Genomic DNA, 14,811 nt, shown 5'->3' on the forward strand with positions numbered 1-14,811 from the left:
AAAACAAAGATAACATTTAAAATATAATTTTAAATTATTACTAAATTACCCACAATTAGAAGAATATATAAAGATTATATATAGAAACATTATATCTTAAATTAATCGCTATTTATAATTATAGGTTTCTTGTTGTATTTCTTTCTAATATTGTTTATAATAATATATATTTTTTTATTTTTAATAAGTCTTTTTTCAAGCCTATATTTACCAGGAAAGTTTATTAGCATAAAACCAATAAATATAAATAAAATTCCTTGACCTGGCGTAAAAAGCATAACTAAGCCCATAATAACTAATATTATACCAAAAAAGTTCTTTACTATTCTAAACAAAATGTGTTTAAAAGATCTGCTATACCTTCTTTTATCATGTAAAAAATAATCTTCTGGGATATTAATAATAATATAGGGCACAAGAAAAAGACTTATGAGGAAGGTGATAAGTGATAAAGCTATTAGGGGTAGAAAAATTTCCTTCTTCATCAAAAAAGAAGCTATCTTATCAATTAGCTGTATCAAATTGTTAAAATTAAAAATCTCTTGCATTTAAACTAATTATAAATTTATTATTGTTTTACAATAAATAAGCAATATAATAAGTAAATAAAATTTTAAAAGGTGTTCTTTGATATGAAAAATTACATGATGGATAGGCAACTAACTATAACTGATATTATTAACAGATCATGCAAATTTTATAAAGATAAAGAGATACTATCAGTATTTCCTGATGGTAGAAAAGTAAAATATACATATGAAAATTTTTATGAACGTGTTAAATCACTTGCTTCATTTTTAGCTAATTTAAATATTAAAAGAGGTGATAAGGTTGCAACATTAATGAATAACCACAATGCCCACCTAGAAGCATATTATGGAATTCCTGCTGCTGGCTTTATAATTCATACTATAAATATAAAATTACCTTTAGATGATATTATATATATTATAAATCATGCTGATGACAAGGTATTAATTATTGATGATACCCTCATTACTCTCTATGAAAATATAAAAGATAAAATTAAAGTTAAAACAATTATAATAAACTCCATAAATAATATTGATCATCCATTTATTGATTATGAAAAAGATGTTATGTTGAATAATAACTCCAATTATGAATTTCCAGAAATAAATGAAAACGAACCTATGGGGATGAGCTATTCTTCTGGAACAACGGGTAGACCAAAAGGGGTTGTCTATACACATAAGGCAATATGTCTTTATACAGTAATCAGCTCAGGAAGCGCAGCTTTTAACCTAAATTCAAATGATATAATCATGCCGGTTGTCCCAATGTATCATGTTAATGCTTGGTGTCTGCCTTATATGGGTATTTATGCAGGTTGTAAAATAGTTTTACCCTTTGCATATAAAGGAGCTTCTACATTAATTAAACTAATGGAGGAAACAAAAGTTAATTTTGTGGCTGCAGCAACGACTATCTGGCATGAAGTTGCCTACGAACTTGATAAAAGGAATTATTTTCACAATCTAGCAAATAATTTTACCTTAAATATTGGTGGAAGTACACCAAGTGAAGATATACTGTTAAAACTATTAAGGGCAAATTTAAATATAATACATACATGGGGCATGACTGAATCATCACCAAATGGACTAATAAACAAATTAGAAACAGTACCTAAAGAAAAGAGTATAAGAGAAAAAGCTAAATTTCTAACAAAACAGGGAATACCATGGCCATTTATGGATGTAAAAATAGTAAAAGACGGCAAAGAAGTTCCAAAAGATGGCAAAACTATGGGAAACTTATACATAAGGTCACCTTGGGTAATAAACTCATACTATAAAAATGAGGGGGAAGATAGTTTTAAAGATGGTTGGCTTGATACTGGGGACATAGCTGTTATTGATGAAGATAATTACATTCAGATTGTTGATAGATCTAAGGATCTTATACGTTCAGGCGGAGAGTGGATAAGCTCAACCGCATTAGAGAATATGCTTTTACAACACAGTGACATAATTGATGCAGCTGTTGTTGCTGCTAAACACCCAAAATGGGGTGAAAGACCCTATGCTTTTATAGTTACAAAAAACGGTAAAAAAATAGATATTGTGGAACTAAAAGAGTTGTTATTAACTAAATTTCCAAAATGGTGGCTGCCTGATGAATATATTTATATAGATAGTCTTCCAAAAAATGCAAATGGAAAAATATTAAAAAAAGAACTAAGAAAATATTTAGAAACTTATCAATCTAATAAAAAATAATAAAAATATACCTATCTAACTAATTCGCCCATCTTAAATATCGGTAGATATAAGGAAATAACAATAAAACCGATAATACCACCTAAGAAAAATATAAAAACAGGCAAAATCATACTTGTTACAGCCTCTACTGCCCTATCAACCTCATCTTCATAATAATCTGCAACCTTATCCATCATATCATCTAAATTACCAGTCTCCTCACCAACTCTTACCATCTCAACCACCATAGATGGAAACAGTTTTATTTGTCTCATAGGCTCAGCTAAGGTTCTACCTTCTTCTATATCAGCTTTTGTGTTAAGTATATATTTCTCAACCACTTTATTGCCACTATTAGAGGCAGTTATATCAATTGCTCTAAGTATAGGAACACCACCCCTAAGTAGTGTTGACATACTCCTTGAAAATCTAGCAATAGATAATTTATTAACCAAATCACCAAATTTAGGCAGTTTTAACAGTAAAAAGTCAAAAAAATAGCGACCTCTAACTGTTCTTTTATATAATAACCTTATAATCATAACTAAAAGTATAACTGATAAAAGTATTATACCACCACCAGTAGGGCTTGCAACAAAGTTACTCACATTTATTGTAATTTGAGTCATTACAGGTAATTCACCACCTAAGCTTTCATATACTTCGGCTAATTTTGGGACAACAAAAACCATAATAATGGCCAGTATTATTGCTGCAAAGATAATTATTGTTATTGGGTACGCTAGTGCACCCTTGACTTTCCTTCTTAAGGCAACACTCTTTTCTTGATAGAGTGCTAGTCTGTTTAAAATATCATCTAGGGCACCACTTTCCTCACCAGAGCGTATCATACTAATATATAAATCTCCAAAGTGCTCTTTATACTTATTTAACGCCTCATAAAAAGAAGAACCGCCAGCTATATCTTCACTAACATCTCTAAAAACTTTTCTTAACTTCCTATTAGTAACCTGACCTGCTAAAATATCTAAAGCACGAGCTAAGGGCAATCCTGCACTAATCATAGCAGCTAACTGTCTACTTGCCACTGCTGTATCGTATACCTTTATTTTTTCTCTTCTAAATTTTATCTCTATGCTTTTCCAATCTCTTTTAATATCAGTGACATTAATCTTTCTATTTCTTAAGAGAAGCTTTGCCTCTCTTTCATCATCAGCTTCAATTGAGCCCTTAATAGCTTTTCTACTTTCCATATTAATGCCTTTATAAACATATCTCATCTATTACCACCTTCTGTTTATTCCAACCTTCACTTTATTTATCATTGTTCTAACTTCATCTGGGTAGACAGCGCGCTCAATAGCCACTTCCTCAGATATATATTTTTTAACGTATAAATTAAATAGAGACTGACTCATTGTAGTCATACCATGTTCTCTTTGGCCAGATTGCATTAAAGAATAAATTTGATGGGCCTTGCTATCCCTTATGAGATTTCTAACAGCATGATTTACTACTAAAACTTCACTAGCAAGACATAGGCCTTGTCCATCCATTCTTGGCAATAGTTGCTGAGAGATAACACCCTCAATAACAAAAGACAACTGTACCCTAACTTGTTGTTGTTGGTGAGGCGGAAATACATCAATAACCCTGTTTATTGTACTTATTGCATCATTGGTATGCAATGTACCAAATGTTAAATGACCAGTTTCAGCAACCCTTAAGGCAGATTGAATAGTATCTAAATCCCTCAGCTCCCCTATTAAAACAACATCAGGATCTTGTCTTAATATATATTTTAAGGCTACATTAAAACTTCTTGTATCTGAGTTGACTTCTCTTTGATTAACAATAGCATTTTTATGCTTATATAAATATTCTATAGGATCTTCTACTGTTACAATATGAACCTTCTTTTCATTATTTATTTTATCAATCATTGCTGCTAACGTCGTTGACTTACCACTGCCCGTTGGACCTGTAACTAAAATTAAGCCCCTTGGTTTATCTGTAAAGGTCTTAACAACGGGGGGAAGACCTAAGGTATCTAGTTCTAATATCTCAAAGGGTATCCTTCGAAAAGCTCCTGCTACAGCACCTCTTTGGTAAAAAATATTAGATCTAAACCTACTAACACCTTCTATACCAAATGAAAGATCAAGTTCCCAATTCTCCTCTAACTTCTTCTTTTGAAAATCTGTTAATACACTATAACACAATCTCTTTGTATCATCAGGTGTTAATCTTTCTCCCTCTAAATGCACTAAATTACCTGCTATTCTATAAACTGGTGGTGTTCCTGCAGTTATATGTAAGTCAGTAGCATTAAACTCAATCATTTTTTCTAGTAATTCTTTCATTATATACATTAGAGCACTCCTCTTAATCTTCTAAAGTTACCCTAATTACTTCATCAACAGTAGTAATACCTTCTCTAATCTTATTAAGCCCAGACCTACGCAATGTCAACATACCTTCTTTAATAGCAGCATCTTTTAACTCATAAGATGTTGCACCCCTTAAAATTAGATTTGCTATTTTTTCATTAATCTCCATTGTCTCAAATAATGCTATTCTTCCCTTATAACCTGTTCCATCACAGAGGTCACAACCCTTGCCTTTAACGGGGATAAAGGTTCCTATCTCCTCTTCTTTAAATCCCATGCTAAGTAATAACTCATCAGATACAGAGTTGTCTGTATCTGAGCACCCTCTACAAACACGTCTTATCAGTCTCTGAGCTGCTATTAAATTAACTGATGAAGCAACAAGAAATGGTTCAAGCCCCATATTTATAAGCCTAGTAGCAGTACTCGGCGCATCATTTGTATGAAGGGTAGAGAATACTAGGTGGCCAGTTAACGCTGCTCTAACAGCAACTTCTGCTGTTTCATAATCCCTCATCTCACCTACCATTATAATATCTGGATCCTGTCTCAAAAAGGATCTCAAAGCCGACGCAAATGTTAAGCCTATACTCTCCCTTATATTTATCTGATTAACACCAACTATATTGTATTCTACAGGATCTTCTGCTGTCATAATATTAACCTCTGGACTATTCAATCTATTAAGCGCAGCATAAAGTGTTGTTGATTTACCGCTACCAGTTGGGCCAGTCATTAGTATCATACCATAGGGTTTACTAATTGCCTTAATGTATTTTTCCATACTTTCCTTATCAAAACCTAACTCCTCTAGAGTGATAATTCCACCTGTTTTTCTAAGCAATCTCAAAACTGCCTTTTCACCGTAAATTGTAGGTATTATAGAAACCCTTATATCATACTCCATATTAGAAATCCTTAAATTAATACGCCCATCCTGAGGCAATCTCCGTTCTGCAATATCTAAACGTGCTAGAATTTTAATTCTAGAAGTAACAGCATTCTTTATCTTTACTGGAGGCTGCAGGTAATCCCTTAAAATACCATCAACCCTTAAACGTATCCTGAACATTTTTTCATAAGGTTCAAAATGTATATCTGAGGCATTCTTCTTTACTGCATCATTTAAAACTGTATTTACTAATTTTACAATAGGTGCATCCTCTGCCCCAACTGTCAATTCATCGAGGTCAACTGCTGTTTCCCCGTCTTCTTCACCCACCTCAAAATCACGAAAAGCATCCTCGTCCGCAATACCTTTGAGTTTCGTTCTTCCTGTTTTTTCCTCAATAAGCCTCTTTATATATCTATCTAAGTCAACATAGGACTCAATAGTTTTACCCGTTGCAAAACGTAATTCCTCTAACGCGAAAATATTTGATGGATCTGACATTGCTACCTTTAACTTATTACCAACAACGCCAAAGGGTATTAATGTATATTTCTTGCAGATCACATCAGGCACTAACTCCAAAACACTATCAGGGATACTCACTTTTCTAAGATCTATGTAGGGAACACCGTAATACTCACTTAATAATTTGCCTATCTCGTCTTTATCAACATATTTTAATGATACTAATATAGATGGGAGCGAGCCTCCTCTTCTAGTCTTAATGGAAAGGGCCTCTTGCAATTGCTCCTCACTTACCAAACCTTTCTCTTTAATTAAATCCTCTATAACCATCAAGTACTACCTTTTAAATAGGAACTAATTTCTTCTAAATTTATATCAAATTTTCTTTTCGTCCATATCTCAAATGATTTAATAGCTTGAAAAATTAGCATATCAAAACCATCGATTATGATATTATAATTCTTATTTTTAATTCTTTGTAAAAAAGGTGTTAAATCTTTCAAGCTATATTGTAAATCAATAGCAATATTAAAATTAATATTGTTTAAATTCATATCAAACTCTCCACTTATACCAGCTGAGGTAGCATGTATTAAAATATCACAATTTATGCCTTCTCTAAGTCTTTTATTTAAATTTTCTACTAATACAGATCCATTTTCTTTTAGCTGTAATCTACTAATTAAATTTTTTCCTTTTTCTACATTTCTACACAATATACACAGTGATTTAATTTCATTATTTAAAAGATAATATAGGATAGTGCCTACAACCCCGCCTGAGCCAATAACAACTATATTTTTATCTAATAATTCAATATTATTGTTTTCAATTAACTTACTAAAACCAAAAAGATCGGTATTATAAGCCTTTGTTATACCCTTATCTATTAACAAAGTATTTATACTATGCGTATTTTTTGCACTTGAATCAACTTCATCTATATACTTAAATATCTTCTCTTTATAAGGCAATGTAACATTAAACCCAGCAAAGTTATATCTCCTTGCAAAATTAATAAATTCACTAAGACTAGCTTCTTCCTGTAATTCAAAACAATTATATCCACCATTTATAAAATTTTTATACAGCAGATAGGTGTGTATTAATGGCGAAATACTATGCCTTAATGGATATCCTAATAAACCTAAATTATAATACATTTTACTTAAACCTCACTTTATCACTATTTCCACTCAATCTATCAGGAGCAACCATGCCAATTGATAACACAAACTTAAATCCTTCTTCCACTGTCATATCTAATTCAATAACATCTTTTTTGGGAACAATCAAAATAAAACCAGAGGTTGGATTAGGCGCAGTTGGTAAAAACACACTGAGTGTTTCCTCTCTTAAATGTTTATTAAAATATGTGAGTGTTGTATTTGTTAAAAATGCTATAGCATATAACCCCTTCTTTGGATACTCTATTAACAATACCTTTCTAAAATTGTCTGTATTTGTATTATGAAAAGCATGTATTACCTGTTTTGATGAAACATAAATAGTACTAATTAGTGGGATCTTCTTTATTATATTATCAAATAGATTTATTAATTTTTTTCCAAAATAATTTTTCGCAAAAACACCTATTATAGAAATAATGATGCATAGTAGAATCAGAGAAATAACACGTCTGCCTACTGGATTAAGTACTATATTAAAATAGCTTTCAGCCATTATAATATAGGGTAATAAGAAATTTGTGAAACTTTTAAAGATCCACATAAATATTATAAAAGTCACAATTATAGGAAGTAACGTAAATAAACCAGCCAAAAAAGAATTGCGTATATAATTTTTAATTACTTTCATTTTGTTCCAAAGAGTCTATCGCCAGCATCACCTAAACCAGGCATTATATAACCGTCTTCATTTAAACATTCATCTAGTGAAGCCACATAAATAGGTAGATCTGGATAATATTTATTCACATATTCGACGCCTTCTGGAGCGGCAATCAAACACATAATTTTTATATTTTTAACCCCTACCTCAATTAGTTTATCAACTGCTTTAACAATAGAGCCACCTGTAGCAAGCATAGGATCTAATATGATAACATTTCTATTAATACAATCATTGGGCACTTTAAAATAATATACCACGGGTTTTAAGGTATCATGGTCTCTATATATGCCTATATGGCCTACCCTCGCTGAGGGGATTAACTTTAATACACCATCTATCATGCCTACACCTGCTCTTAAGATAGGCAACAGCACAACTTTTTTCCCAGATATTATGGGAGATACCATTTGAGTCATAGGGGTTTTTATTTTTATGTTCTTTAAAGGTAAATCCTTTGTAATCTCATAGGCCATTAACATTGAAACCTCGTCTAATAATTCCTTAAATTCCTTTTTTGTTGTTCTATAATCCCTTATTTTAGTAAGCTTGTGCTTTACTAATGGATGGTTTATAATCTTTAAATTGCTATACATTTTACTATCTATTATGTTTGAATATTTGCCTTTCTAAGATTTTATTATAGGAACTCCACCCCTCATCAACACCTTCTCTTTCTAATAACTGATTAAAATTATTTAGTTTAGCATCTAAATCATCAATATAATATAAGATCAAAGCTTCATATGTCTTAGGTAGTTGGGGAGAACCATATTCTAGATATCCATGATGAGACGCTATCATATGTATGAGGAGATTCTTCAATGTGGCTGGAAAAGAATCTATTCTATTTATGTATTCATTAATTTTTTCAATACCTAATAATAGATGACCAACAAGCCTACCACAATCTGTATAATCTATACCTTCCTTTGCTTCTAATTCGTATATTTTGCCTAAGTCGTGAAATAAAGAACCTACTAATAATAAATCTGAATTAACATAATCTGAATAGTGTTTTGAGAGAAAGACAGCCAACCTAACAACAGACAATGTATGCTCCAACAGCCCTCCAATATATGGATGGTGAATACTTTTTGCCGCAGGAGATTTCTTGAATTTCTCTACTGTCTCATTATCTTCAAAAAATAAGACACATAATTTTTTTAAATATTCATCCTTTATATTCTCTAACACCGTCTTTTTCAGGGTTTCTAGCATGATATTAAGATCATACATAGATCGTGGGAGGAAATCATCATGACTTTCTCCTTCTAATTTAAACATTTTTGATATTTTTAACTGTACTTGACCATTATAATTTTGAAGGATTCCATTAATTTTAACAATATCTCCCTTTGATGGTCTAAAGTTTATATTTTTAATATTAAACATAATACCACTATATTGCTTGCTTTTTTCATCATACAAAATAAATCTAAGGTATGGCTTATTATCTTTTGTTAAATTCTCATTAACATCAATTATTAAAAACCTTTCTTCAACAATATTTAATTCCAACTATCAATCTCCTCGTTTTCTATCACACCAACTATTTCTAAAGTTACACCCTCTTTTCTCAATGCTTCTAAAATACTAATAAGCACATCCTTTTGAGATTTTGTTGTATAAATAACAACTTGCCCTTTATGCCTATTAATAGTTCTAACAATTCCAACGCCTTCATAGGAATCTATTATACTATTCAAATACATAATATCTTTCTTATCGACATATAATCTTATCTTTACAGTAGCTTTTTCACTCAAATTTAAAGAATTTCACCAACAATCTATTGTCAAATCTAAACATTTCCTCAACATCAAAGTATCTTGATTCAGCCATAAATATAAAACTACCTATACCCATAGCTAGTAATCTATCTACAAAATAATCAGACTCATTAAGTAATAATTTTGAATAATCCACTAAAAATATGCCATATTTAAATATTAAATTTTTTATTTTCACGTAAACTATACTATTAAAATATTCAGTTGATTCTAAAAGGCTATAGATCTTACTAAAAGAAAAAAGTTCAACCCTGCCACTATAACCCCTAGGTTTTAAACTGTCAAAATCATAATCAAAAAAAAGGGGCCACAATTCATTATCATTTAAATCTATGTTAACCCTCTCTACCATCTGTTACCCTATACTCATTTTTAAAATTATCTAATAAGGCATTAACAAAATTTGTTACTTGGCTATCTGTATATGTAGAAGCAATACTCACATATTCATCTAATATAGCAAAAAAGGGCGTATCAAAGTATAAAAACTCACTAATTGCTACCCTTAATATGCTTAACTCTACATAGCCAATCCTATCAATTGTCCAATTTTTCTTTAAATATTTTTTTATATATTTATCAATTGTCTCACTATTTTTGCAAGTTTGCAAAAATAGTTTTTTCGCAAAGTCCCTTTGCTTGTTATCTAGCTTATAATTATTGTATTTATAATATTTTTCAATAATTTCATCTGGATCATATGCTCCAAATGAATAGGCATAAAACATTTCAACAGCATCAATTCTTGCTTTTGTTCTTGCCCTAAGCTTTGAGACCATAGTTATCTAATAGGTTAACCATCTCCAAGGCGTTAATAGCAGCTTCACTCCCTTTATTACCAGATTTTAGGCCCGATCTCTCTACAGCCTGCTCAAGGGTATCTGTTGTCAATACACCAAATATAACTGGTACTTCACTATCGTATGATGCCTTTGCAACACCCTTTGAAACTTCATTTGCTACATAATCAAAATGAGGTGTATCTCCTCTTATTACAGCCCCTAGAGCAATTACAGCATCATACTTCTTTGACAAAGATAATTTTTTACACAATAAAGGAATCTCAAAAGAACCTGGCACCCTAAAGATTTCAACATCACTTTCTTTGACATTATGTCTATATAACATATCTAATGCACCCGATAAAAGATTCTTTGTTACAAAATCATTAAATCTTGAAATAACAATTGCAAAACGATAACCATCACCCTTTAATTTACCTTCGTTGATTTTTAATACCATCTATTCCTCCTTTTCATCAAAATGAATATTATGCCCCAATTTTACCTTTTTTGTCCATAAATAATCCCTATTTTCTTTTGTAACTTTTGTGACAATGGGTATAGTTTCTACTATTTCCAAACCAAAACCTGATAGACCCTTAATCTTTTTGGGGTTATTTGTTAATAATCTCATTTTTTTAATGCCAAGTAACCTTAAAATCTGCGCACCAAAACCATAAGCTCTTAAATCTGCAGAAAACCCTAAGTGTAGATTGGCTTCAACAGTATCAAGACCTGATTCTTGCAATTTATACGCCTTAATTTTATTGAAAAGACCAATTCCTCTTCCTTCCTGGAATAAATAAATTAATACACCCCTTTTTGCTTGTTCAATCATCTCCATAGATTTTTGTAGCTGATCACCACAATCACATCTTAGCGAGCCAAATACATCTCCTGTTAAACACTGAGAATGCATCCTAACTAATATAGGTTCTTCAATTGGTGTAATATCTCCTTTTATTAAAGCTACTGCCTGTTGCATATCAACCTTACTTTTAAACACGCGAATCTTAAAATCGCCATATTTAGTAGGCAATTTTGCCTCAGCATCTTCTTTAATAACTGAATCATATTTTAATCTATATGAAATAATATCAGCAATTGAGACTATCTTAATATTATGTTTTTTTGCAAATTCTACTAGTTGTGGCAACCTTGCCATGCTACCATCATCATTCATAATTTCACATAAAACAGAAGCTGGATAGAGACCAGCCAACCTAACAAGATCAATGGAACCTTCTGTATGCCCAGCACGCATTAATACACCACCCTCTCTTGCTCTTAAAGGAAAGATGTGCCCAGGCCTAACTATATCATCTGGCTTTGTCTTGGGATCTATTGCTACTTTAATTGTATGCGCCCTATCGAAGGCCGATATACCTGTAGTAACCCCTTCTTTTGCCTCAATAGAAACAGTGAAAGGAGAACCAAATTGTGAAGTATTTTCATTAACCATTAACGGTAAATTTAATTCATCACACCTTTTACCAGTTAGGGATAAACAAACTAAACCTCTAGCATATTTTGCCATAAAATTTATTACTTCTGGTGTTACATATTCAGCTGCAATAACTAAGTCGCCTTCATTCTCCCTATCTTCATCATCTATCATTATTACCATTTTCCCATTTTTTATCTCTTGTATAGCTTCTTCAACACTAATGATATAACTATCATTCATATATTACCTCTCATATAAAATTTATAGGATAATCTAATTTATTATATATATCTTTATCACTACTTTTAAAAGTGTTTAATCTTTCGATATATCTTGCAATAACGTCGATTTCCAGATTAACATAATCACCACTTTTTTTGTAACATAAATTTGTATTTTTAAATGTATGTGGTATTAAAGTTACTTCGAACAATGAATTTTTTAACTTTGAAATTGTCAAGCTAATCCCATCGATTGCTATTGAACCTTTATAAGCAATATATCTTGTTATATCTTTTAAACAAGAAATGCCAAAGATATAAAAGTCTCCACAATCTTTTATATACTGGATTTTGCCTATACAATCAACATGACCTAAAACTATATGTCCTGAAAGTTTATCCATTAGTTTAAGAGGTCTTTCCAAGTTAACCTTGTTGTTAACTCTATATCTACTAAATGCTGAAACATTAAATGTTTCCTTTGATAAATCGGCAATAAAGTAATTATCTTCCTTTTTGGTAATTGTCAAACAAACACCATTCACACAAATTGAATCTCCAATCACTAAATCTTTAATCACACTAAAAGACTCAATTGTAATTTTATATATATTTCCTTTTTGCTTAATATCTATTATCCTACCAACCTCATTTATAATGCCTGTGAACACCTCATTGCCACCTTTTCAGTTTTTTTAATTACATATCTACTATAATCTTTTATTTTTCCATATATCATTATATCATCTTCGAATCTCTGAATTAATGGATCCAATATCTTTGTAGCATCCTTTATACTATCAACTCCATTTCCCCCGACTGAGGAAACCCCATCTCTACCACCAATAATAATTGGTGCACAGAAAAAATATGCATAGTCGGCAATATTTTTATCAAAGAAGGATCCAAAAATATTTGAGCCACCTTCTACCAAAACCCTCAATATGTTTAAATTAGTTAAATTTCTAGATACCTCAGATAAATCTATAAAACCCTCATCTGAGACATTGCAATTGATAACTTTTACCCCTTTCTCTTTAAGCTTATCAACCTTTAGTTTAGACACATTATTGCCTGTAAAGATAATTAAATCCTTAGGGTATTTTCTAACTAAGTTTGATGATTCATCTATTGATAATTTAGCATCTAAAACAACCTTTTTGGGATTATTAACATTTTCGCCAAAAAACCTAACATCTAGTAATGGATCATCGGTTTTTACAGTGTTTATACCTACCAATATTGCATCACAAGTCGATCTAATATAATGAACATAAGCCCTTGAGGATGAATTGGTTATCCATCTTGAATCTAGATTTTTTGTTGCAATCTTGCCATCCAAGCTTTGTGCAATCTTAACTATATAATAGGGCTCACCTCTTAAAATATACTTGGTAAAATCCTCTATAATCTTTGCACACCCTTCCATCTGAAAACCTATATATACTTCCACACCCTTATCTCTTAAAAAAGAAATACCCTTTCCATAATTATAAGGATTAGGATCAGCAACCCCAATAAATACTCTCTTAATGCCACCCTCAACTATTTTATGCACGCATGGAGGTGTTTTACTATAGACTGAACATGGCTCAAGGGTTACATATAGGTCTGAGCCAAAAGCTTCATTCCCTGCTTTTTCTAATACATTCACCTCAGCATGTTTAGAGCCAAACCTTCGATGTGCATCAATCGCAATAATCTTACCATCTTTAACAACAGCTGCACCAACAACGGGATTTAATTTTGTATGGCCTTTATACTCTAATGCTTTGGCTATACACTTGTTCATTACCTTATGAGGGATTATCAATTCTTACTCCAATTTTATGCTCCTCTCCCTTTACAATTCTTTTAATATTATCTTTATGCCTAATAATTATAAATAAAACTATAATTGAAACAGTGATATTTAATTCAAACCAGGGATTTGTTAGCCATAAAAACAATGCTGCTGAAAAAGCTGATAAAATAGAGGAAAGAGAAACCATCTTTGATAATAAAATAACTAATAAAAAAACGAATACTGCTAAAATAATACCCACTGGAGCAAGGGCTAAAAACACTCCTAAGCTAGTTGCTACCCCCTTGCCACCTTTGAATTTCAAAAAAAGTGAGAACATATGACCAAATATAACCAACATTGCAGAAATTAACAACAAATAACTTTCTGGGTAATAATGGGACAAAAGATAAATTGGTAAAAAACCCTTTAAAAAATCTAGCAGAAAAACCAAGATAAAACCTTTTTTACCCAATAATCTGCCAACATTAGTTGCCCCAATATTCCCTGAGCCAACATTTCTAATGTCAACCCCTTTAAAGAACTTAACAATTAAATAGCCAAAGGGTATTGATCCAATTAGATAACACAATAATAAAATTAAAAAATAACTCATCATACAAACAACCTATGTAACAATGATCTTTTTAAATATATAGCCCCAAATTCACATATCTCATAACAACAATAGCATTCAATACATTGCTTGCTATTAATAATAACAGATTTATCTATATATTCAATTGCCTTTACTGGGCATGCATCTAAACAGCTTTTACACACAGTGCACTTTCTGTTATCTATAACTGGCTTAACATATATTACTTTTGCCACCCTCTTTCTTATGGAGGTAGGGATATAATTTACACTAAAACCTATTGGCTTTTTTATTCTTCTTTGAAAACTACAATCATCCCCATGTACTTCAATATTATTAATATCAAAGCCCTTCTTTATTGCAACTTTATTTGTCATACAAAAATTTATAGGAAGATTTAAGA

At 31.2% G+C, this 14,811-nt stretch carries 18 protein-coding genes; 1 reads left to right on the forward strand and 17 read right to left on the reverse strand.

What is annotated here, in order from left to right:
* Positions 1 to 101: 101 nt before the first annotated feature.
* A complete protein-coding gene (locus SVN78_04000; GenBank protein ID MDY6820767.1) occupies positions 102 to 548 on the reverse strand; it encodes a PGPGW domain-containing protein in 447 nt (148 codons plus the stop codon).
* An 84-nt stretch (positions 549 to 632) separates the two neighbouring features.
* On the opposite strand from SVN78_04000, the gene SVN78_04005 reads away from it, so the two are divergent.
* The gene (locus tag SVN78_04005; protein MDY6820768.1) at positions 633 to 2,243 is read left to right on the forward strand and encodes a long-chain-fatty-acid--CoA ligase; all 1,611 of its coding nucleotides are present in this window, start codon (positions 633 to 635) and stop codon (positions 2,241 to 2,243) included.
* Positions 2,244 to 2,254: 11 nt separating this feature from the next.
* Here SVN78_04005 and SVN78_04010 read toward each other — a convergent pair whose 3' ends face one another.
* From SVN78_04010 to SVN78_04085, 16 genes are all read right to left on the reverse strand, one after another.
* On the reverse strand, positions 2,255 to 3,466 hold the full coding sequence (locus SVN78_04010) for a type II secretion system F family protein (protein ID MDY6820769.1): 1,212 nt from the start codon (positions 3,464 to 3,466) through the stop codon (positions 2,255 to 2,257).
* A 3-nt stretch (positions 3,467 to 3,469) separates the two neighbouring features.
* Positions 3,470 to 4,558 (reverse strand): type IV pilus twitching motility protein PilT, encoded by a 1,089-nt coding sequence (locus SVN78_04015; GenBank protein ID MDY6820770.1) that lies wholly within the window; start codon positions 4,556 to 4,558, stop codon positions 3,470 to 3,472.
* Positions 4,559 to 4,571: 13 nt separating this feature from the next.
* Positions 4,572 to 6,263 (reverse strand): type IV-A pilus assembly ATPase PilB, encoded by a 1,692-nt coding sequence (pilB, locus tag SVN78_04020; protein MDY6820771.1) that lies wholly within the window; start codon positions 6,261 to 6,263, stop codon positions 4,572 to 4,574.
* Positions 6,263 to 7,096, reverse strand: a complete 834-nt coding sequence (locus tag SVN78_04025) for a hypothetical protein (protein MDY6820772.1) — start codon at positions 7,094 to 7,096, stop codon at positions 6,263 to 6,265. The genes pilB and SVN78_04025 overlap by 1 nt, the downstream gene beginning before the upstream one ends.
* Before the next feature lies 1 nt (position 7,097).
* Positions 7,098 to 7,664, reverse strand: coding sequence for a DUF502 domain-containing protein (locus SVN78_04030; protein ID MDY6820773.1), 567 nt, complete (start codon positions 7,662 to 7,664; stop codon positions 7,098 to 7,100).
* A gap of 83 nt (positions 7,665 to 7,747) precedes the next feature.
* Complete coding sequence (gene upp, locus SVN78_04035) at positions 7,748 to 8,380, reverse strand: uracil phosphoribosyltransferase (GenBank protein ID MDY6820774.1); 633 nt, start codon at positions 8,378 to 8,380, stop codon at positions 7,748 to 7,750.
* Between the two features lie 4 nt (positions 8,381 to 8,384).
* Positions 8,385 to 9,305: an HD domain-containing protein gene (locus SVN78_04040; protein ID MDY6820775.1), complete on the reverse strand. Its 921-nt coding sequence runs from the start codon at positions 9,303 to 9,305 to the stop codon at positions 8,385 to 8,387.
* Positions 9,296 to 9,553: a DUF4911 domain-containing protein gene (locus tag SVN78_04045; GenBank protein MDY6820776.1), complete on the reverse strand. Its 258-nt coding sequence runs from the start codon at positions 9,551 to 9,553 to the stop codon at positions 9,296 to 9,298. Before SVN78_04045 ends, SVN78_04040 begins: the two co-directional genes overlap by 10 nt.
* On the reverse strand, positions 9,546 to 9,929 hold the full coding sequence (locus SVN78_04050; protein ID MDY6820777.1) for a hypothetical protein: 384 nt from the start codon (positions 9,927 to 9,929) through the stop codon (positions 9,546 to 9,548). Before SVN78_04050 ends, SVN78_04045 begins: the two co-directional genes overlap by 8 nt.
* Positions 9,913 to 10,356, reverse strand: a complete 444-nt coding sequence (nusB, locus tag SVN78_04055; GenBank protein ID MDY6820778.1) for a transcription antitermination factor NusB — start codon at positions 10,354 to 10,356, stop codon at positions 9,913 to 9,915. The genes SVN78_04050 and nusB overlap by 17 nt, the downstream gene beginning before the upstream one ends.
* Complete coding sequence (gene ribE, locus SVN78_04060) at positions 10,340 to 10,819, reverse strand: 6,7-dimethyl-8-ribityllumazine synthase (protein ID MDY6820779.1); 480 nt, start codon at positions 10,817 to 10,819, stop codon at positions 10,340 to 10,342. The genes nusB and ribE overlap by 17 nt, the downstream gene beginning before the upstream one ends.
* Complete coding sequence (locus SVN78_04065; GenBank protein ID MDY6820780.1) at positions 10,820 to 12,046, reverse strand: bifunctional 3,4-dihydroxy-2-butanone-4-phosphate synthase/GTP cyclohydrolase II; 1,227 nt, start codon at positions 12,044 to 12,046, stop codon at positions 10,820 to 10,822.
* 10 nt (positions 12,047 to 12,056) lie between these two features.
* A complete protein-coding gene (locus tag SVN78_04070) occupies positions 12,057 to 12,698 on the reverse strand; it encodes a riboflavin synthase (GenBank protein MDY6820781.1) in 642 nt (213 codons plus the stop codon).
* Positions 12,680 to 13,819 carry a bifunctional diaminohydroxyphosphoribosylaminopyrimidine deaminase/5-amino-6-(5-phosphoribosylamino)uracil reductase RibD gene (ribD, locus tag SVN78_04075; GenBank protein ID MDY6820782.1) on the reverse strand — a complete coding sequence of 380 codons (1,140 nt, stop codon included), beginning with the start codon at positions 13,817 to 13,819 and terminating at the stop codon, positions 12,680 to 12,682. Before ribD ends, SVN78_04070 begins: the two co-directional genes overlap by 19 nt.
* 4 nt (positions 13,820 to 13,823) lie before the next feature.
* Entirely contained in the window at positions 13,824 to 14,429 is a 606-nt protein-coding gene (gene plsY, locus SVN78_04080; protein MDY6820783.1) for a glycerol-3-phosphate 1-O-acyltransferase PlsY, read from the reverse strand.
* Positions 14,426 to 14,811, reverse strand: a 386-nt coding sequence (locus SVN78_04085) for a 4Fe-4S binding protein (GenBank protein MDY6820784.1), incomplete at its 5' end; no start/stop codon positions are given. The genes SVN78_04085 and plsY, both read right to left, overlap by 4 nt.

This window comes from Deferribacterota bacterium, assembly GCA_034189185.1.
Taxonomy (GTDB): Bacteria; Chrysiogenota; Deferribacteres; order Deferribacterales; family UBA228; genus UBA228.